Origin of the sequence: Arcicella rosea (assembly GCF_014204325.1) — a bacterium.
GTDB classification, from domain to species: Bacteria; Bacteroidota; Bacteroidia; order Cytophagales; family Spirosomataceae; genus Arcicella; species Arcicella rosea_A.
This window is the reverse complement of record NZ_JACHKT010000019.1, coordinates 72,128-92,775: the sequence shown is the minus strand read 5'-3', so window position 1 is coordinate 92,775 and position 20,648 is coordinate 72,128. Positions and strand designations below refer to the sequence as shown.

General features: G+C 33.1%; 21 protein-coding genes. 8 read left to right on the top strand and 13 right to left on the bottom strand.

The window, feature by feature from the left end; genetic code table 11:
* The first annotated feature begins 123 nt into the window (after nucleotides 1–123).
* The 4 genes from HNP25_RS13500 (at nucleotide 124) to HNP25_RS13485 (ending at nucleotide 3,575) form a co-directional block, all read left to right on the top strand.
* Nucleotides 124–783 carry a histidine phosphatase family protein gene (locus tag HNP25_RS13500; protein ID WP_229202864.1) on the top strand — a complete coding sequence of 220 codons (660 nt, stop codon included), beginning with the start codon at nucleotides 124–126 and terminating at the stop codon, nucleotides 781–783.
* A 212-nt stretch (nucleotides 784–995) separates the two neighbouring features.
* Nucleotides 996–2,096, top strand: coding sequence for a sensor histidine kinase (locus HNP25_RS13495; RefSeq protein ID WP_184134901.1), 1,101 nt, complete (start codon nucleotides 996–998; stop codon nucleotides 2,094–2,096).
* 45 nt (nucleotides 2,097–2,141) lie between these two features.
* Nucleotides 2,142–2,879, top strand: a complete 738-nt coding sequence (locus tag HNP25_RS13490) for a LytR/AlgR family response regulator transcription factor (RefSeq protein ID WP_184134900.1) — start codon at nucleotides 2,142–2,144, stop codon at nucleotides 2,877–2,879.
* A 54-nt stretch (nucleotides 2,880–2,933) separates the two neighbouring features.
* Nucleotides 2,934–3,575, top strand: coding sequence for a DUF3267 domain-containing protein (locus tag HNP25_RS13485; protein ID WP_184134899.1), 642 nt, complete (start codon nucleotides 2,934–2,936; stop codon nucleotides 3,573–3,575).
* 1 nt (nucleotide 3,576) lies between these two features.
* Here the strand turns inward: HNP25_RS13485 and HNP25_RS13480 are convergent, their stop codons facing one another.
* Both HNP25_RS13480 and HNP25_RS13475 read right to left on the bottom strand, forming a co-directional pair.
* Nucleotides 3,577–4,635 (bottom strand): response regulator, encoded by a 1,059-nt coding sequence (locus HNP25_RS13480; protein WP_184134898.1) that lies wholly within the window; start codon nucleotides 4,633–4,635, stop codon nucleotides 3,577–3,579.
* A gap of 99 nt (nucleotides 4,636–4,734) precedes the next feature.
* Nucleotides 4,735–6,324: a sensor histidine kinase gene (locus HNP25_RS13475; RefSeq protein WP_229202863.1), complete on the bottom strand. Its 1,590-nt coding sequence runs from the start codon at nucleotides 6,322–6,324 to the stop codon at nucleotides 4,735–4,737.
* 160 nt (nucleotides 6,325–6,484) lie between these two features.
* Here HNP25_RS13475 and HNP25_RS13470 point away from each other — a divergent pair, with 160 nt between their 5' ends.
* Both HNP25_RS13470 and HNP25_RS13465 read left to right on the top strand, forming a co-directional pair.
* Nucleotides 6,485–6,895, top strand: coding sequence for a hypothetical protein (locus tag HNP25_RS13470; protein WP_184134897.1), 411 nt, complete (start codon nucleotides 6,485–6,487; stop codon nucleotides 6,893–6,895).
* A 12-nt stretch (nucleotides 6,896–6,907) separates the two neighbouring features.
* Nucleotides 6,908–7,279, top strand: a complete 372-nt coding sequence (locus tag HNP25_RS13465; protein ID WP_184134895.1) for a hypothetical protein — start codon at nucleotides 6,908–6,910, stop codon at nucleotides 7,277–7,279.
* Nucleotides 7,280–7,331: 52 nt separating this feature from the next.
* Here HNP25_RS13465 and HNP25_RS13460 read toward each other — a convergent pair whose 3' ends face one another.
* The 4 genes from HNP25_RS13460 to HNP25_RS13445 are packed head-to-tail and all read right to left on the bottom strand — an operon-like array spanning nucleotide 7,332 to nucleotide 10,924.
* Entirely contained in the window at nucleotides 7,332–7,697 is a 366-nt protein-coding gene (locus tag HNP25_RS13460; RefSeq protein WP_184134894.1) for a hypothetical protein, read from the bottom strand.
* 16 nt (nucleotides 7,698–7,713) lie between these two features.
* Entirely contained in the window at nucleotides 7,714–8,832 is a 1,119-nt protein-coding gene (locus tag HNP25_RS13455) for an SGNH/GDSL hydrolase family protein (protein ID WP_184134892.1), read from the bottom strand.
* Between the two features lie 18 nt (nucleotides 8,833–8,850).
* The gene (locus tag HNP25_RS13450; protein ID WP_184134891.1) at nucleotides 8,851–9,000 is read right to left on the bottom strand and encodes a DUF5989 family protein; all 150 of its coding nucleotides are present in this window, start codon (nucleotides 8,998–9,000) and stop codon (nucleotides 8,851–8,853) included.
* A 58-nt stretch (nucleotides 9,001–9,058) separates the two neighbouring features.
* Entirely contained in the window at nucleotides 9,059–10,924 is a 1,866-nt protein-coding gene (locus HNP25_RS13445) for a carbamoyltransferase family protein (RefSeq protein ID WP_184134889.1), read from the bottom strand.
* 648 nt (nucleotides 10,925–11,572) lie between these two features.
* Between HNP25_RS13445 and HNP25_RS13440 the strand changes: the two genes are divergently transcribed.
* Complete coding sequence (locus tag HNP25_RS13440; protein WP_184134887.1) at nucleotides 11,573–12,307, top strand: hypothetical protein; 735 nt, start codon at nucleotides 11,573–11,575, stop codon at nucleotides 12,305–12,307.
* 68 nt (nucleotides 12,308–12,375) lie between these two features.
* Nucleotides 12,376–13,971: a hypothetical protein gene (locus HNP25_RS13435; protein WP_184134886.1), complete on the top strand. Its 1,596-nt coding sequence runs from the start codon at nucleotides 12,376–12,378 to the stop codon at nucleotides 13,969–13,971.
* 67 nt (nucleotides 13,972–14,038) lie between these two features.
* Here the strand turns inward: HNP25_RS13435 and HNP25_RS13430 are convergent, their stop codons facing one another.
* From HNP25_RS13430 to HNP25_RS13400, 7 genes are all read right to left on the bottom strand, one after another.
* Nucleotides 14,039–15,064, bottom strand: a complete 1,026-nt coding sequence (locus tag HNP25_RS13430; RefSeq protein ID WP_184134884.1) for a 2-hydroxyacid dehydrogenase — start codon at nucleotides 15,062–15,064, stop codon at nucleotides 14,039–14,041.
* Between the two features lie 174 nt (nucleotides 15,065–15,238).
* Entirely contained in the window at nucleotides 15,239–17,140 is a 1,902-nt protein-coding gene (locus tag HNP25_RS13425) for an AAA domain-containing protein (protein WP_184134883.1), read from the bottom strand.
* 52 nt (nucleotides 17,141–17,192) lie between these two features.
* Nucleotides 17,193–17,783 carry a hypothetical protein gene (locus HNP25_RS13420; protein ID WP_184134881.1) on the bottom strand — a complete coding sequence of 197 codons (591 nt, stop codon included), beginning with the start codon at nucleotides 17,781–17,783 and terminating at the stop codon, nucleotides 17,193–17,195.
* 109 nt (nucleotides 17,784–17,892) lie between these two features.
* Entirely contained in the window at nucleotides 17,893–18,219 is a 327-nt protein-coding gene (locus tag HNP25_RS13415; RefSeq protein WP_184134879.1) for an autorepressor SdpR family transcription factor, read from the bottom strand.
* Nucleotides 18,220–18,378: 159 nt separating this feature from the next.
* Nucleotides 18,379–19,203 (bottom strand): universal stress protein, encoded by an 825-nt coding sequence (locus tag HNP25_RS13410; protein ID WP_184134878.1) that lies wholly within the window; start codon nucleotides 19,201–19,203, stop codon nucleotides 18,379–18,381.
* Nucleotides 19,204–19,291: 88 nt separating this feature from the next.
* On the bottom strand, nucleotides 19,292–20,005 hold the full coding sequence (locus tag HNP25_RS13405) for a sulfite exporter TauE/SafE family protein (RefSeq protein ID WP_229202862.1): 714 nt from the start codon (nucleotides 20,003–20,005) through the stop codon (nucleotides 19,292–19,294).
* 79 nt (nucleotides 20,006–20,084) lie between these two features.
* Entirely contained in the window at nucleotides 20,085–20,510 is a 426-nt protein-coding gene (locus tag HNP25_RS13400; protein WP_184134876.1) for a FixH family protein, read from the bottom strand.
* Between the last annotated feature and the right edge of the window lie 138 nt (nucleotides 20,511–20,648).

Below are 20,648 nucleotides of genomic sequence, written 5' to 3'. Positions count from 1 at the left end.
AAAACTGTATTTTTGCGGGAAATTAGTCAAACTAAATGATTTTTTTATTGATTAACTTTACATAATTTGTAAAAAGGCAATTAACCCATTAAAAAATTGTCATAAATATAATCCTTCAAATCAATGTCTAACGAGCAATCACAAATGCCCAAAATTAAGACCGTTTATTTAATCCGTCATGGAGAAACAGATTTCAATCGTCAAGGTATTGTTCAAGGCAGTGGCGTTGATTCTGAATTGAATGAATTAGGGCATGCTCAGGCAGAAGCTTTTTTTCAAAAATATCACCATATTAATTTTGATAAAGTATATACTTCTGCTTTACAGAGAACACATCAATCAGTAAAGAAATTTCTTGAAAAAGGACTTCCTTGGGAACAACACGAAGGGCTAAACGAAATCAGTTGGGGCGTGCGTGAAGGAAGAGTACCTAATGACGTCGATAACGAGTATTATAAAATACTTATTGATAGTTGGATTAATGGTAAGGTAGATATGCCTTCAGAAGGCGGCGAAAGCCCTTTAGATGTAATTACTCGCCAAAAGCCTGTGATTGATTTAATTGTATCTCGTCCAGAAGAAGAAACTATTTTAGTCGCCATGCATGGAAGAGCCATCAGAATCATTTTAACATTATTGTTAGAACGTGAACTGCAAGAAATGGATACTTTCGAACACGCTAATCTTTGTTTATACAAACTTACTTATGATTACGAAAAAGGTAAATTTTTTGTAGAGCTAGAAAACGATCTTTCGCATCTCGACGACCTTATCGTCGAATAATCATATTCAAGGGAAATATGTAAAATTATTGCTTTCATATTTCCCTCAATTCTTCATTTCCTCTTTTATCCGTTTATCAAGCCCACTTTCCGTTTACTGAATAATTCCATTGCTTTTTAGTACATTGCCTTAATTTGTTGAAAAAAGGTAGAAGAAACGGAAGTAAATAGAAGTTTACATTTCATTTTTGAGGTGTAATATAAAAGATTAATATGTCTAGAGCTAAGTTATATTGGATTTTGCAAGTATTCGGCTGGTCGGCTTGGTTGGCAAACGAAGCTTTGATTTATTCGAATGATTTTGGTTGGTCTTTAGATTGGTTTGTTGCAGCACTGCTAAATGTTGTTGTAGCCATTGTAATTACTCATAATTTCAGAAAAATCATTAAAAAATACGGTTGGGTAGAACTGCCAATCGACAGAGTAATCCCTCGAATATTGGTTGCGGTGGGTTTTATGTCATTTTTTATGGCATTTGTCAATATTCCATTAGATTCTTACTTGTTGCGAGAAGAAGAAGAAAGAGATCTTTGGTCATTCTTTTTTGTGATGCAGTTTATTTTTAGCTGGGCAAAACCATTGATGATTTGGACGCTATTTTATTATGCTTCACATTATTTCGAAAGAAAATCTGAGGTAGAAGTAGATAAAATTCGCTTAGAATCATCAGTAAAAGAAACAGAATCAAAAGTATTAAGAGCACAAATGAATCCACATTTTATGTTCAATGCTTTGAATAGTATTCGTGCTTTGATTTTGGAAGAACCCGATAAAGCCCAAAAAGCTGTCACGCAATTATCTAATATTCTAAGAAGTTCTTTGCTTGCAGATAGAAGAAAAACGGTTTCGCTTTCTGAAGAATTAAGAACGGTGGAAGATTATCTAGCGTTGGAAAAAATCCGTTATGAAGAGCGTCTGCAAATCAGAAAAAATATTTATCCAGACACGATGCACGTACAAGTACCGCCAATGTTATTACAAACTTTGGTAGAAAATGCGATAAAACATGGTGTGTCGAAACCTGTGAAAGGTGGTTTTGTTAGTTTAGAAGCAAAATTGGTCGGAAAGAATTTATTAATCATTATTAGTAATACAGGTATTTTAGAAACCACAGATTCGGGAGGTTTTGGACTAGAAAACACCGCACATCGTTTAGAATTACTCTTTGGGCCAGAATCTAAATTTAGAATTTATCAAGCATCCAAAGATGTTGTTACGGCTGAAATTACGATACCGATTCCATCTGCTGAACCAGAAAAAGATACTCCGTTTTCAAAAATTACTAATATTGTAAAACCGAAAGTGACAATCTAAAAAGATGATTAGAAGCGAAGCTAATCAGAAACCATAAATTTTAATATGAAGGCTATCATTGTTGATGACGAACGTTTGGCAAGAAACGAATTGAAACGCTTGCTAGAGAATTTTCCTAAAATAAATATCGTTGGAGAAGCTGCCAATGCTGATGAGGCGGTTGTGATGATTGACGAGCTGCATCCTGATTTGTTATTTTTGGATATTCAAATGCCAGGCAAAACAGGTTTTGATTTATTGAGTGATTTGGAAGGATATGTGCCGGAAGTAATTTTTACAACTGCTTACGACGAATACGCTATCAAAGCCTTTGAATTTAATGCTTTGGATTATCTGCTTAAACCGATTGAATTACACAGATTAAGCGAAGCTATTCAGAAAGTAGAAGAGGAATTTGATCGTCAAAAACAACTTACAGAAACTGTAAAAGATAGTACTGTTGTTTTAACAGAAAATGACCAAGTTTTTGTGAAAGATGGTGAAAAATGTTGGTTTGTACGCTTAGGAAATGTTCGTTTGTTTGAATCGATGGGGAATTATGTGAGACTTTATTTTGATGACCAGAAACCCTTGGTTTTAAAATCATTAAATGCTTTAGAAGATAGACTCGACCCTAAAACCTTTTTCAGAGCCAATCGAAAACATATTATCAACCTTAAATATATTCAAAAAATAGAGCCTTGGTTTTCAGGGGGGTTACAAGTAACCTTGCGTGAAAGTGGAGATAAAATTGAAATTTCTCGTCGCCAAGCAATTCGTTTTAAAGAATTATTAAGTTTATAAACATCATGAATGGTTGTTGGTTATCATGTTAACTAACAACCATTTTTCTTTTTTATGAAAAAGCCAAGTATTGATGAGCTCCATAATCCAAATTATTTTTCACTTGTAGAATCATTCAAGATTGATGAAATGATGACGTTTCTAATGAAAGAATTAGGAGCTAATAAATCAAGTAATAGTAAACCCAAAACTGGTAGAAAAATTATAGGAATTGTTCTAATAGGAATGATTTGTGCCGGTTTTGGCTATTTTATTGGAAAACAAATCGTAGTACTAAAGCTTGACCCTTGGCAATTTTTAGAAGCCTTTGGGCTATTGATTTTTGTTTTATTACCGATTCATGAAGGCATTCATGGATTAGTTTTTAAAATACTTGGAGCGGAGAAAGTAGGTTTTGGTTGGACTCCCAAAACATTAATGGTTTATGCTTATGCTCAGAAATTTGTGATGAGTTTAAAAGAAAATGCCATTGTTGCAGTGATGCCTTTTATTGTCATTACTTTGGCTTTACTCATCGCTTTTTTTACTTTGCCTGCGTATAGAATTCTTATTGCTACAACTTTTATTTTACATACTTATGGCTGTTTGGGCGACTTTATTCTGATAAAATATTACTTCAAATATCGTCATAAACAAATGTTTACTTATGACGATATTGATGAGGAAGGAATGACTTATTTCTTTGAAAAAGATTGATTTAACCCCTGAGATTTGCCAATTTTTGTTCTTCAATGATGGTGATTTCGCTTCCACTTACTTCAATCAATTTGTCTGATTTAAAATCACTCAATGTACGGATGAGTGATTCTGTGGCAGTACCAACAACAGAAGCTAAATCATCTCTTGAAATTCTGATTGAAAATTTATCTTGTTTTTCGGTTTTGTATTTTTTCGATAACATCACTAAGGCATCAGCAGTACGTTTTCTTAAAGAATTGTAAGCCATTTGAGTCAACTGCTTTTCTTTTTCCTGAATATCATTTGCTAATATTTTGATGAATTTATTTGCAACAGATTGATTTCTTGTAATTAATTCTAAAAAATCGTTCTTAGGAATTCCGATTACTTCACAGTCTTCAAGTGCTTCCGCAGATTCTTGATATTCAGTTGATTCAATAATAGCAATGTGTCCAAAAAAATCTCCAGAATTATATAAACCTGTTACAAATTCTTTTCCATCTCGGTTTGACTGATACGTTTTAATTTTCCCAGATTTCAAGAAGTAAAACTTAATCGGTTCGTCGCCTTCGGTATAAATCAATTGTTTCTTCTTAATATTCGATACTTTTCTATCTTTAGAAAGCGAATTAATATCAACATATTCACGAGCTTGTTGATAGAGTTCTTCTAATGCTGATTCTGTATTTTTAAATGATTTTGAAAGATTATCAATCTTTTTTAATCTACTTTCAATGGCATTCAACAACTCAATTTCCTGAAAAGGCTTTGTCAAGTAATCATCAGCACCCATTTCCATCCCTTTCCGATGGTCAGAACGTTCAGCTTTTGCCGTCAAGAAAATGAATGGAATATTTTGTAATTCAGGGTTTTGGCTAAAAATATGTAACACACCATAGCCATCCAGAATAGGCATCATAATGTCGCAAATCACTAAGTCTGGTTTTACCTTTTGGGCGAGTTCAACTCCTACTTTTCCATTTTCGGCAGTAAGAACATTGTAGCTTGCAAGTTCTAAAATTTCAGCGGTTGTTTCTCTGATGTCGTCACTGTCTTCTATAAGGAGTATTGTTTTCATTTGTGGAGTGTTTAATGGCTTTTCTTGTTATTTAGCTTTTAGAAAGATTCTACTAAAAGTAAAAAATAATTATATTTCGAGATGATGGTTATTGTAAAATCACAAATCAAATTTAATGCTGAAAGTTGTTCCTCTATTCAGCGTACTTTCAACAAATACTTTTCCGTTCAAAAGGTCGGCATAACGAGCTACAATGTGTAAACCTAAGCCTGTTCCTTGAATATTGGTAACATTGGCACCTCTGAAAAAACGGTCAAATAAATGTTTTTGATCATCTTCAGAAATCCCAACGCCTTGGTCAGTTACCTTCAATATAAGTATATTTTCTAGTTTTTCAGTGGAAATATTGATGACAGAATTCTCACTTGAAAACTTGATGGCATTTGACCCTAAATTGATAATGATTTTTCGGAATAAAGATTTGTCTAAACAAACAGAAGTTTCACCAAAATGTTGATACACTATTTGTTGATTTTTCTTGAGCATATTTTTAAGGTCGTTGGTACTTTCTTCTACCAGTTTTGGTAATTCAAAATCAGCCAATTTTGCATTTACTTTTCCTTCTTCAAGTTTACCAACAGAAAGGAATTCTTCAAGAATATCTGTTAAATTTCCAACGGCATTCATTATTCGTTGGGTGTGTCGTTCTCTTTTTTCTTGGTCTTCAGTTTTTGTATATTTTTCAATCAAGGAAGCTGCCGAAAGGATAGCCGTAAGTGGAGTTCTGAATTCATGCGAAGCCATGGCAACAAACCTAGATTTAAGCTCGCCCAAATCTTTTTCTTTATTCAGTGCTACTTCCAGTTCTTTTTTAGATTGTTCTAGGTTTTTGAGTGTTTCCACCAATGCATTCGTTCTATTCACTACTTCTTTTTCAAGGCTATTATTAAGTTTCTGAATTTCTGTAGTTTTGATTAATAAATCGGTTTCAGCTTTTTTCTTGAAAGTAGCATCATTGATAAAGGAAATGTAATAAGGTTTATCGCCAGATTTAAAATGACTTAAACTGATTTCTACTGGAAACAGCGTACCATCTTTTTTTCGAGCTTTCAAGTCAAGACCAATCCCCATAGGTCTTGATTGTGGCTTATTAGTATAATTTGTATAGGTTTCTCGGTGCTTTTCTCTAATATTTTGTGGAATAAGTACTTCCAATTGTTTGCCTTCTAATTCACCTTGTTCGTAGCCAAACATAACATTGGCAAAACGATTAGATAAAATGATTAGCCCTTCACGGTCAACCATAATTAATCCAATGGCAGAGTGCATAAACAATGCTTCAAAGCGATTATTGTCGTCTTTTAATTGTTGCTCTGTCTTTTTTTGATATGAAATGTCGTTAATACGAACCAAGTAATACGAGACACCTTCATTCTCGAACATAGAGATTTGTAAAGTTCCCCAGAACTCAAGATGATTACTTGTCTCAAAAACCGTGTCTTCTATCCAAGTTTGGTTTTCCTGTAAATGTTGATAGATTTTACTCTGAGTTTTAAAATTGAGTTTATCTTTTCTGAAACCATGTGGGTATTTATCTGTAAAATCATCTAGGTCGGTAGCTTCAAGCATATTCAGACCAACTTTGTTAATAAAAACATAGCGGTGGGCTGAGATGTCAAAAATACCCATAAAGGCAGGAGTATCTTCTAAAATAGTTTTTAAAAGTATAGTATTGATAGGGAAGTCCATCGTGAGATTTTTTTTGATAAATAAAGGTACAAAAATGCTTGATGCTAAGAAAATAAACTTGAGATATGTCAGCTTTATATATGATTTTCATACTAGGGAGTCCTTGAAAATACGCTGAAATTTATGTTATAGAATTTATAATAAATTAAGGAGACAAACTATGGATAATGAAGAGAATGCCGTTTATGATACCCAAGTATTCAAATATGGGGTGTATCACAAAGAGAATATAAAATGGTTGCAAAACTTAACTTTTTATCGAGAAGAACTATCATATTTTGGTACATTGATAGATGATGTAAAAGCTAAGAATACGATATTAGAAGTATTGAATCAGGTTTTTATATTTGAAAACCGTTTAGAAAACCTTCGTAAAGAATCTGACGAATTGTTACAATCAATTAATCAAGAACAATGGGGTTTTGAAGATGATGCTTTGGGGAAAGAGTTTTTATTAGGTGAGGAAATTTATGCCCAACATTATTCATTACGGGAACGTTATCAAGTTTTTGAAAATGAATTTATTCGCACAAAACACGATTTTTATAAGTGCTTATCCAAAATACTTTAATCTTAGAATGTTATGAAATTTGATGTATGTCACCATGAAAACTCGAAATGGATTGAATCATTAGCATTTTATGCTGATGAGTTGAAGTATTTTCAAAAGCTTATTGAAGAAGTAAAGAGTAAAAACACAGACGAAGAGCTGTTAAAGGAAGTAAATACATTCAGCCAAAAGTTTAATAATGCTGTAGAGGTGATAGATAATTTACTTATTGGCATTCAAACTCAGGAAGAACGTTTTGCGGATTATGCTCAAGAACAAAGTTTTTTGTTTGATGAACAAATGGAATTAGTCCATGAACGACAAAGGTCAGCTTTCGAAATGCTTGAAAAAGACTTTACCTTGCACAAACATCAGTTTTATCGTTTATTGGGGAAAGTTCTTTGATAGTAAACATATAAAAAAGAGTAAAGTGTTAATCTCTTACTCTTTTTTATACCTACCAAATCTGTTCTAAATCTTTCGCTGAATACAGGTGATGCCTTTCGATATAATTACTTTTTTCAGGTTTTTTTAAGCCAAGAGTATCCTTTTTAAATAGTTTTGATAAAGTTGCTACTGGCAAAAGGAATATGAAAAAAACAATAGTCAACAACACTTTTGACATTACACCCCCTATTAATTCAGCTATTTTAAACCATATTTTTGAGACGGTGTATCCGACGATTGGGAATAATAAGAACACTAATCCCAATGATAAAACACCAAGTAAAAGGTATTGGCTTTTAGTAAAGTAAGCAATCAGACCAAAGCCTACCACTATGGATAATTGAGCTTCAAGAGATTTATTTCTATCTAGTTCCATGAATTTTTATTTGTAATTACTTGCAAAAAGAATCAAATTTTTTAGAAAGGAATGGGAGTGATTTTTTATAGATTATATCACTTACAATAGCGTTACCTTCAGAAGTAAAGTGCATAGAGTCATAAAAATAAAGACTATTTTTGGGCATTTCATGGGCTAAATCAATAACAAATGTTCCTGATTTAAGTCCAATCTTACGAACCTCATCATTATACAATTCTAGTGTTTCCCAATATAGTTTCCCATTTTGATTTTCGTTTGTTTTTACTGTACTTAAATTAACACCTGTAAGAGGGTCTTTATCTAGACCATATAAAAGTGGCTGGGTTATAAATACAGGAATAATATTATTTTTTAAGCAAATGTCTAAAATACTTTGCACTCTGCTTCTGTATGCAGGCAGATATGTATTTTTTTGCTGATTGATAGCGTCCTTACTTTGCTTTTCAGAAAGAGTTAAATGAGGCATTTTATCAAGAGGCTCTATCGCAAAGTCATGAGACAATCCTAGTTTACGTTTTGCTCTTAAAGATCTTTTCAGATTAAGAATAGTATTTGCAATTTCAGAATGTTTCAAAAACCATCCTTTTATGTTGAATGCCTGATCTGAAACTACGTTACTATCAAAATCGTTTAATTCTTCTCGACCAATATCATTAATCCCAATTAAGAAAAACAATACTTTAGGCTTTATTTTAACCAAGTATTGTTTTAAAAGTACTTGATGTCCAAAAGTTGAATGCCCATTTAAACCTGCATTATTAAGCCAAATGTTTTTACATTTTTGCTTTATTTTTTTGTCCAACAAGTAACTCCAAGTAAGTGAATCTGAATTATAGTAACATTCCGTTGTACTACCACCAACTGTTATAATACTAAGATAAGAGTCTATGTTTTTAGGCATTTCCTCCCCTCTAAACCCTAGTGAATTTTTAGTATGGATAATTTTTGACTCAAACTTTGGTTTATTACCCATATCAATTACATACTTTTCATTGACTGGAAGTATTATATCATAACCTTTAACTCTCGCAGCAAAAGGATTATAAACACGTAAGATAATCTCAAGTGCTATAACTATTACTAGAATTAAGTATAAAGGAAAAACGACAATGTTTTTTATTTTATCTTTCATTAAATATTTAATTGTTTACTAAAACAAAGTGTAAATAAATGGAGCTATGGCAGAACTTCCTCCAATAACAATAATTACACCAATAAGCAACAAAATGACTATAATTGGCATAAGCCACCATTTTTTTCTTTCCTTTAAAAATCCTAAAAGGTCTTTAATAAAATCCATTTGAAATATTGTTAAAATTTATACTTTGCTATCTTAAAATAAATCTTGAGAAAAGATTCTAGTCTAGAACGAACTCTTCTTGCCAGTTATCTTTTTCTTGCCATGCAGGTTGAAGCTTTTTACTGAAAAGGTAATTACCTACAACTAAATAATCCATTTCAGTTCTCATAAAGCAACGATACGAATCATCAGGAGTACAAACGATAGGTTCTCCACGTACGTTGAAGCTTGTATTTACAATCACACCATAACCAGTTAGTTGTTTGAATGCGTTTATTAAAGACCAATAACGTGGATTAGTTTCTTTATGAACTGTTTGAATTCTTGCAGAGAAATCAATATGAGTAATAGAAGGTAAACTTGAACGCAATTGATAAAGCTTTTCTCTTAAATCAAATCCGCTGTAATTTGCTGGTAATGGTTTCCTGATTTTTTCATTGACAGGATGTACTAGTAGCATATAAGGAGATGTACCAGAATAATCAAAATAATCAGCCACATGTTCTGCCATTACTGATGGTGCAAATGGACGGAAGGATTCTCTATATTTAATTTTTAAATTTAGTTTCTTCTGCATTTCCTCACTTCTAGGATCCCCCAAAATACTTCGAGCACCCAAGGCTCTTGGCCCGAATTCCATTCTACCTTGAACCCAGCCTACAACATTTTCATTAGAAAGTAATTCGGCAGTTACTGACGCTAATTCATCAAAAGAGTCAAATCTTTGATAAACAGCTTTATATTTTTTTGCAACAGCTTCTACTTCATGAGCTAAAATTTCAGAGCCGAGGTAAGAACCACTCATTGCATCAGTAGTATAGTCAATGACTCTTTCATTACCGTAATAAATATAAAATGCAGCTAATGCTGCACCAAGTGCCCCACCTGCATCTCCAGCTGCTGGTTGAATGAAAATGTCCTTAAAAATATTTTGTTTTTGCAATTTACCATTGGAAACGCAATTCAATGCAACACCTCCAGCCAAACAGAGATATTCTGCACCTGTGATTTTTTTAGCTTCTTGAGCCATAAGTACCACAACTTCCTCAGTTACTTGCTGGATGGCAAGTCCTAAATTACAATGTTTTGACTCGATTGGGTCTTCAGGCTTACGAGTTTTCATGTTAAAAAGCACTTCCCATTTAGCTTCATTAACCATTTTTAAACCTGTAGCATAGTCAAAGTAATCTTGGTCAAGCCAAATAGAACCATCATCCTTTATGCTAACCAACTTTGTTTTGATAATCTCTACGTATTCAACGACTTCCTTTGCTTCTGGATTTCCATAAGGAGCTAATCCCATTAGTTTATACTCTCCTGAATTCACTCTAAAGCCTAAAAAGTAAGTGAAAGCAGAATAAAGTAATCCTAATGAATGTGGGAAGTGAAGTTCTTTAAGAATGGAAATATCTTTGCCTTCGCCTAAACAAATAGAAGCAGTAGCCCACTCTCCAACACCATCAATTGTGATAATAGCAGCTTTTTCAAAAGAAGAAGGATAGAAAGCACTTGCCGCATGAGAAAGGTGATGCTCAGGAAATAAAAGTTTAGTCGAGTTTTGCCCCTTTTTGAAGCCTATTTTTACTAATTCTTCATTAATAATTCTTTTAAGAAATAGTTTTTCCTTAATCCAAACAGGCATAGAAGTAATAAACGAACGTAAACCATTAGGAACAAAAGCATAATATGTTTCTAATAATCGCTCGAATTTGAGTAAAGGCTTATCATAAAAAACGATTGCATCAAGTTGATTAATGTCAATACCTGCAAAATCTAAACAAAACTTTATAGCGTTTGTTGGAAAATTAGGATCGTGCTTCTTTCTTGTAAAGCGTTCTTCTTGAGCTGCAGCAATGATTTTTCCATCTTCAATTAAAGCAGCGGCAGAATCATGGTAAAAAGCAGAAATTCCGAGAATATACATAATGAGAGATATGTGATAAGTGCATAGCTAATGTTGTTTTTAATTTAAACAAAAGCAACAATAGTACTTATTCAGTTTCAAAATTACAAATCTTTAATGTGATAGACAAATAGTACTTAAACACTTTTTGATAACCTAAAACTATTCAAATAAAATCTAAATTTATTTTTACACAAAACTACTAAAAAACAAAGGCTAATACATTAAGTAAAAGACAAAGAACGTGAATAAGTAATAAAGAATGAATACTAAATCTTTATTTTTTTAATGACTAAAGAAAATCAATACTTCGAAATGCTTGAAAAAGACTTTACCTTGCACAAACATCAGTTTTATCGTTTATTGGGGAAAGTTCTTTGATTAAACAATCATATTTTTATTTTAAAAGAGGAGTTAGCTTTTTGTTAGCTCCTCTTTTGTTTAACAAAGCTGAACGTATAAGTATAAATAATTAAACATTTTGCGTAGTTTTTATTTGTTATGTGATTATTTTTACCCTAAATTTAATAATCTTATTTTTCTCATCTCTCCTTAGTAGGCTTCTTCGAAGTAGTTGGCACAATAATTTAAAGATTAATTCTGGTTTTGGTTTTATTAAAATTGCCAAATCTGATTTGAACTTTTTTAAACAATTTTATAAAACTCTGTATGAAAAAACTCTTTTACTTTCTAATTGCATTTGGCATAACTAGCCAAGTAACGGCACAATCCATTCCTTCATCACAAGAACCACCAATTCTGAGGGGACATCAATACGGAAAAAATTCCATAAGTATCCAATTTGGAACAATGGGTTTTGGCGGAGAAATAGCTCAAGCATTAAAGTTAGACAATTCCTTGAACCTCAGAATTGGTGTTAGTTATTTTGATGTAAGTATGTTTGTTACTCCACCCATCACTATTTCGCTTGGCGATGATGCTTCTGATATTGATGTTACTCCAAAAGTAAAATCAATACTGATAGATGCTCTAGTAGATTATCATCCATTCAAAAACAGGTCTTTCAAATTAGTAGGAGGATTAGCTTACGGAACAGGTGATTCTGAAGTAATGGCTGAACCAACCATCAAAACGGGTACTTTTAAGTTTGCTTCAGACTTTGAAATGGATGCTGAAGATTTTGGGAAAGCGAATCTTAAAGTAACTGGAAATGCGATTCGTCCTTATGTAGGTTTTGGCTTTGGTAGAGCAATTCCTAAAAGACGTGTTGGTTTTGGTTTTGAACTAGGTACTTATTATTCTGGTTCGCCTAAATTAGCGTTAGACCGTTCTGGAGTTGTTGAGACACTTATCACTGATGCGAATATCCTCAGTATTCAGAATAATGTGAAGAACTATTCATTTATTCCTAAATTATCTTTTTCAATCAGAGTTAGAATCTAATTTTAAATCAAGGTAATTACGGTTTACAATCGTTCATTGAAATTTAACTTAAAACGACATTTCAGAAGATGAAAAAATATATTAATTATGCAATTTTGATTTTTGCTGCCATCACAATAAGCTATTCCTGCACGCCACCTTTAGAGGGTGTTCAGTTTAAATTTCCAGATGCTGTTACTGGTTCAAGTATTATTGTACAATATTCTCAAGCAAATAATAATATTGGAGAAGTACCCAATACAATGAGTGTACGTATAGGAGGGAAGGATTCTTCGAAAGTAGTAGATAGTTTTAATAAAAAAGTCTATAAACCTAAAAATGGTATCATGATTTTGGCATTAAAACCGGGTACTGTTGTTAGCCCTTCGGCACCGATTAAATTTTCGATTATTACTGAGAGCGAAGGCTATTTAAAAGAAATTACTCCTGTAGAGATTACCAGTAATGATGAACAAAAAATAGTCATTAAAGTCACTAAAATTGCTACACCACCTGCTGGTATAACGGTGATTCAAAAAGCTGAAGATGCAGATAATACTGGGAAAACCACAAAAGTTATCCAAATAACTACACCAGCTTTGGCTGGAAGTAGCCATACTGCTACATTAAGTATTAATGGAGGAATTACCATAAAAGATGCTGCCGGAATTCCTGTTGCTGGAAAATTGAATGTTGTATTGATACAAGTTGACCCTAAAAAATCGAGCGTAATTGTAAATAAGCAACAAGCGGGGATGAAAGTAGTTGACAAAAATGATAATGTTATTCCAAACTTTAGTATCAACCCAATTTCAGCAGTGAGTGCTGAAATTTCTAATGAGAGTAGCCAGAAAGTAAAAACATTTTCAGCACCAATTGAAATTAAATTTCAGTTTGGAGTAGGTACCAAAAATTCAGCAGGACAGGATATTAAAGAAGGAGATGTTTTAAGTTTTGCAAGCTATGATGAAGATACTAAAACCTTGAAATATGAAGGTACAAGTACGGTTAAGAGAAATGGAAATTTGTTGGAATTTGTAGCATCGGTAAATCATTTAACAGAATTTTACTGTGGTGATTTATTATCGGAATGTTCAAGTCTTAAACTAAATGTTTTAAATGACCCTCTTTATGTCGGAGAAACAATCCATACAACTGTGGTGGATAATAGTGGAAGAGTATTGTTTAATGAATCTCATGGTTTGGGTACAACATTAAATTGTAAGCTTTTTGTGCAAGGTCAAATAGGAGGGAATACACCAACATCATCTGACATTACTGTAACAACAAAAAGTATTACAGGAAAAACACTTTTCACAAAAACACTCAATGTAAGTTGTGCAAACGTGAATGCAGTAACAAATGTTGATGTTGCTTTGGTAAGTCCTATCAATTATGTTAAAATAACAATTACTCCTAAATGTGATAATGGTTTTGCATTCAAAATTGGTGATGTTCAAGCAGCAGCAGATTTGAAAGATGGAAAAGGATATACAAGTATTGGGGTATTAAAGTCAACGGCTGATAATAAATTGGTTGCACAGACTACTCTTTTAAATAGGGGAGAAAAATACAACTTTATGTTTAATCTTGGTGGAATTTGGTATTATCAGAACGATTTATGGATTGATAACACGGCTACTTTGAACTCAACATTTAGTTTGCCATCGTTTTTGTGTAAATAAAACAAATAGAAACAAACAAAAAGGCTTCCGAATTCGGAAGCCTTTTTCATGAATATTCACCCTAAAACTAATGTAATAATTCTTCAATGACTGCTACTCTTCCTATTTTTGAATTACATTCTTTATAATATTCGTTTTCCCAATCACTTAAATTTTCGATGGTTTTATCTGCAATGTTTGTTAAAGCCTCATTGGTTAAAAATGCTTGATGACCAGTTATTAATACATTTTCTAATTGCATTAATGATAATAGAAGCTGATCTTTTTTCTCATGAGGTTTATGGTTTTTAAAGAAAATACCTCTTTCTTTTTCATAAACATCCAAACCTAAATAGGCTATTTTTCCTGTTTTTAAAGCTTCAAGTACTTCTTTGGTATTAATAATTCCTCCACGACTTGTGTTTATCAACATTACACCGTCTCTCATTTTAGCGATACTCTCTTTGTTGATTAAATACTTTGTTTGAGGAGTAAAAGGCAAATGCAAAGTAATAATATCAGCTTCTGCATAAAGTGTATCTAGCGATACATACGCAAAATGTTGGGTTAAGGCTTTGGTATAATCATGTTTGACATCATAAACCAATACTTTACAACCGAAACCATTTAAAATTTTAGCGACAATAGAACCAATTTCCCCTAAACCAATAATGCCAACCGTTTTTTGATGCATATCAAAACCAATGAGTGGAGCTAAGTCGAATTGATATTGATGAGCATTTTCGTTGGCTACAATTAACTTTCTGTTCAATGCCAACATCATTCCGATAGTGTGTTCTGCAATTGAATAGGGGGAATAGGAAGGTACGTTTCCAACCTTAATATCCATTTGTTTGGCTGCTACAAGGTCGATATGGTCTGTTCCTACCGACCGTGTAGCAATATATCTAACACCTGATTCTCGTAGCAATTGTAACACTTCTGCGGAGGCATCATCATTCGTAAAAACAGAAATTGCATCATATCCAGCAGATAAAATGGCGGTTTCGACTGCTAAACTTTGATTACTAAAATTAGTTTCGTGTTTATCCTGATTGGCGTTAATGAGGTATTGTTTTTCAAATTCCTTAACACTATAAAAAAAAGTCTTCATTTGAGTTAGATTTAGGAAAATTTTGACGAAAAAGACAAAAATACTTGTTGTCTTAACTTTATTATTGGAATAAAAAATTGATTATTTATCCGTTTTCTTGTGTCAAAATTACTTCCTCCTCTAGCCTTAAACTATGATATTTGTTAGTGTAATTGTTGATTGAATACAGTGAATTTAATTGATAAACTCCCAAGCACTTTGATAAGCATTTAGGTTTTCGGCATATTCTATAAAATCTGCATAGAATGGAAATTGAGCGAGTGTCGCACTATCGCCAATGATAACTAATTTTTTTCTAGCACGAGTCATCGCTACGTTCATTCTACGGATGTCGGACAAGAAACCAATTGCCCCTTCAGCATTACTTCTGGTCATGCTGATGTAAACGATGTCTCGTTCTTGTCCTTGAAAACTATCAATTGTATTGACCGAAATTTTATCTGTGAATATTTGCAAAGCAGGCGTATGAGCCAATTGTTCTTTTAATAAATTAATTTGCTGTTTGTAGGGTGAAATAATGGCAACAGTAGGAAACTTTTCTGGTTTGTACTCCAATGCCAGTTCATCACTGAATAAACATAGATGACGCATCAAAAGAGCCGCTTCTTCTGGATTGGTGGAACTTGTTCCTTCAATTTTTTCTTCAAATCCACAACCCGCAGTATCAATAAACAATAGTGGCGTATTATCGCTTTTAAGCGTATGATTTGCCACCGAACTATGTGCTTTGAGTTTATTCTGATAAAATACTTGTGAAGAATAACCCATAATTTGCTCGTGCATTCGGTATTGTTCAGCCAATAAAGTAACAGATTCTGGATGTAGAGCGATACATTTTTCAAATAAAGTAACGTTCAGCCCAGCTTTTGCGGCTTCACTTGATTTAATCGTTGGTGATAATTGACAGTGGTCACCAGCCAAAATTACTTTCTGGGCTTTCAGAATCGGAATCCAACAAGCAGGTTCTAAAGCTTGTCCAGCTTCGTCGATAATAACGGTATCAAACTTTAAATTTCTTATGGTATAATGCGTGGCACCAACCAACGTAGCCGTAATTACCTGTGCTTTCGCCACCAAATCGTCGATGATGTACTGCTCGGTATTGCCGACTTCTTTCATAATTTTATGGGCTTCGTCGAAAAGTAATTTGCGTTGGTCACGTTCCGATTTCCCAAAACTTCGCTTATACTTATGAGCCATATTTTTATATTCCTGAGCTTGCTTTTTGAGCTTTTTTGCCTCACGAATCATAGAATGGTCAGCCATTTTATGATCTAAAGTAAGGGCTAATTGCTTTTCGTTTACTTTGGCTGGATTTCCGACACGCAATACATTTAAACCTTCTTCGTGCAGTTTTTCGCTCAATAAATCAACAGCAGTATTACTTGGTGCAACAACAAGTATTTTCTGATTATCTTTTTGAATCAAAGCTTTTATTGCTTGAATCAAAGTAGTAGTTTTTCCAGTACCTGGCGGGCCGTGAACGATGGCTAATTCGTTGGCAGATAATATTTTATTGACCGCTTCATTTTGCCAAGTATTCAAACTGGGAATAGAAACGCTTGGTAAGTTCTCTTGAAAAGTTGGTGTTTTTTCGCCAATCAATACTTTTACTAAATTACTTTCGTATTTTTCAGCCAATATATCAGCTTGTTTAAGTGCCGACTGCATTTCATCAAAACTATTGTCGTCAAACAAAACATCAATGCCTAATTTGCCATCTCTACTCCACTCAGGCAACTCATCGGTTTTCAACGTAATTTTTAAACGATTTCCGTTTTGATGCGAAATCGTTCCTTCAATTCTATCATTCTGTGGGTCGTGATTACTAAAAAGTACAGCAGGCATTCCAAACCTAAATTGATGAGGAAGGTCTTGATGAGTAGTGCGTTCGATTTCGACCGAAAGGTAATCTCCACGACCAATTTCTGAACCTCGAATCGCAATAGGATACCAAGTAAGTCCGTTCGCACGGCGTTCGCTAACGGATGATTTTTCAGTAAGTTGGATGTACTGATTCAGACTTTCATCTCTTTCAGTTTTTAGTAAGTTGAGTAGTTTTTTGAAATAATCCATACACAAAGGTAATGGATTATTCACTTTTCAGAGAAACGACTTGTACAGAAGCTCAAGCAAATTTCTTTTTATGAAGTTTTCGGGCGTATAAATACGGAAGTAACAACAATGAAATAAAGTAAATCCCAATAGAATAATAATTGATATTTTCGGGCAAAATCAACACCAGTGTAATCGTTATTAATGCTCCGAAAACCTGAATTTTCCCCAAAAATCTTTTCGATTTTTTATTAATTTCCTCATCGTCAAAATAAACACTGACTGTTTCTTGATTAGGCTCAATATTTGCACGATAGTTACCGATAGCCATCATCCAAATTAAAACCATTACGCAAGCAATTCTTGGATTTAAGATGATTTCTTCTACATATAAATAGGACATCACAAAAAAACTGATAGCAAAAAAAAGCATAAGATACCGCCAAGTTTGGATAGCTTTATCTATGTTCAAATGTTCAGTAAGCTTGAGGTCTTTTTTAACTGTCCAAAAATGTAAGTACAGCCCAAACAATGCACCACAAGCTATACCGATGGCATAGTCAGACTCTTTATTAAGCCCATCTTTGTAATTAATTGTAATATAAATAGACCCAGCTATAAAAAGCACAATCAAGATTTCCAACAATACAGATTTAAGTTTCATGTTTTATTAAATTTAGAAATTGTTATAGAATGAATATAATTTTATTTATTTTTATAAGTAATTGGTAATTAGGTATTTGAAATGATAATCACCAATCGCTATTTACCAATCACTGCTTATTGATTTGTAAACGAATGCGTGGTTTTTCAACTTTGGGTAAAGCTATTTCTTCTTTCTTTACCGATGATTTGAACTGTACAAACCAAGCTAATACTTCGTCCATGACGGTCATATTCAGAGAGTAAGTAATAAACTGTCCTTGTTTTACAGCAACTACCAAATCGGCTTGTTTGAGCAAATCTAAATGATGCGAAATACTGGGTTTACTCATGTTGAATTTATCCGCAATATCACCTGCCGTCATATCTCCATCTTTCAGCATCTCCAAAATTTCTCGTCTGGTAGCATCATTAAAGGCTTTAAAAAGAGTATTCATTTTTTTGTTTTTTACTCGTTGGTAAATATTTAGACAAATGTCTAAATAAAAACAGATAAACAAAATTATTTTTAATAAATATTTAGATAACTATCTAAATATTTATTAAAAATAAAAGCGACCCTTTTGTGAAAGAGTCGCTCCAAAGAAAAATTTTACTTAAACCAATGCTAAAACAGGAATTTCTGAATGGTTGGCAACGTCTTCAGTTACACTTCCTGCAAAAAGTAAACTTAAACCTTTTCTACTATTAGTCGTTAAAACAATCATATCTGTTTTCATGTCTTTCGCACAAGCAATAATACCTTTGGCAATGCTGTAATAATTGTAAATCAAGAAATCTATTTCTTTGATACCCAATTCTTCACCTAGTTTGAACATTTTTTCGGTGGTGGTATGGCTATCTTCAAAACCATCAGGAGTATTGATATACACAAAAGTGATTTTAGCTTTTGTGCTGTTTAATTTTTTGATAAATTCTGTCGAAACTCTTGTTTCAAAATCTACCGCTACCATGATGCGTTTCATCTTGAACTTTTTGTCAGATTCTTTGACAATCAATACTGGGCAATGTGAATTTCTGATGACTGATTCTGCATTTGAACGACTTAATAAATCTTTCCATCCATCAGCACCAGTAGAACCCATCACGATTAAATCTACATCAGATTGTTGTGTGATGGCATCTTCAATTGGGAGATAACTATCTCCTAAAATTGGAGTAATCGTCACGCCCTCATAAATGGGTGCGTCTGCAATTTCGTGGAGTTTTTTAGTGGCATCTTCTACTTCGTATTTATATAAATCCAAATCTAAATTTGGCATCATCGTCACAGGAAATGGGTCTGCACTAACCATATAGTGCATTGGCTGTGCATGGAAAAGTAATATTTCTGCTTTTGATTGCTGAGCGATTTCTACTGCTGTATCTAAAGCAAGTAATGACAGATTAGAAAAGTCGGTTGGAACAAGTATTTTTTTCATGGCAATGTTAGTTTAATTCAGGTTTATGCTATTGAAACGCATATTAATAATAACGAGTTTCAAAAGATATAATTATAAATATTTTTGGTTAATTTTTTGTTTTTTCGTGACAAATTGGAATTTGTTGGCTAATCGGTACTTTTTCAAATTTTGGACTAATATACGGAATACCTAAATTCAAACCTCTAAAAATAAAAAAACTAGCTAATATGAATGAGTAAATCGGAAGAAATTTGTTGATTTTTTGCCGAACGTTTAAGCTCAAAAACTTAGGTAAAATACTTACTGAAAACATCAATGGTGCAGTTCCTAAACCAAAAAGTGCCATGAAAATAGCACCCTCAATCGGAGATGTGGTAGCTGTTGCACCTGCTAAAGCAAGATATACAGTGCCACATGGTAAAAGTCCGTTGAGAACGCCTAAAATTAAAAAACTAATTAGTGAGTGGGTATTTAGCAACGAGCCGACACTTTTTTTTAAAATACTTGTAATTCGATGAAATGGATTAAAATGAATTGATTTACTCGGAATCATCAACATGAGCATCAATACTCCAATTGAAATAGATAATTGTTGTTGAAAACCCGCTACAAAAAATTCTCCTCCGAAATATCCAAAAATATAACCCAGCGTTCCGTAGGTAATTATTCTTCCCAGATTGTACAAAACACGTGCAAAAGTTGCTTGAATTGTACTAAGCTTTCCGACAGGTAAGGCTAGGGCAATCGGGCCACACATACCAACACAATGAAAACTGCCAGCCAAACCCGTCATGAAAGCGATGGAAAAAAGAATGTTCATGCTTAAAATGGTGTTTCACGGAATTGAATTCCGTGTCACTGAAAGATTAAAAATGGTTAATGACTACGTCTAAAATCGATTAACGAACAATAAACTCATCTTCTAAATAATATTCTCTGATGCCGTCTGTCCAAGTAGCTTGTACTTTCCACTTACCTTTTTCTAATTTTTCGGTAGAATAATTGAAAATAGTTTGTTTTTTAACAGGGACGGTAAAGTCTAAACGTTTATCCGAAGGACGAAAGAATGTTACACTTCCATCATTTACGTTGGTCGGAAATCCGATTCTTAAAGTTTGGTTTTCAGAGGAATAAGTCATAGTATTATGGATATTGAGATTTGACGAATTCTTGCTTTTATTGATTTGTTCTTGGTAATTGATTTCGTTTTTATAATAATCTTTATTGACTAAATCTACGTTTGTAGTAGCCATTTTGTAAACCATCGTGCCGATAAAACCAGCAAAGATGATAAAACATAAAACGATTGATTTTCCCCAATTCATGATGTTAATTTTATGGTTCAAAGCTAAGGTGCAATTCGTGAAAAAAATATGAGCTTTGTTAGTCTTTTAGATGAAAAAAGTTGCTTGTGAGAAGCAAGAGGCAAGATGCAAGATGAAAGAATGAAGATTTGGAGGGTG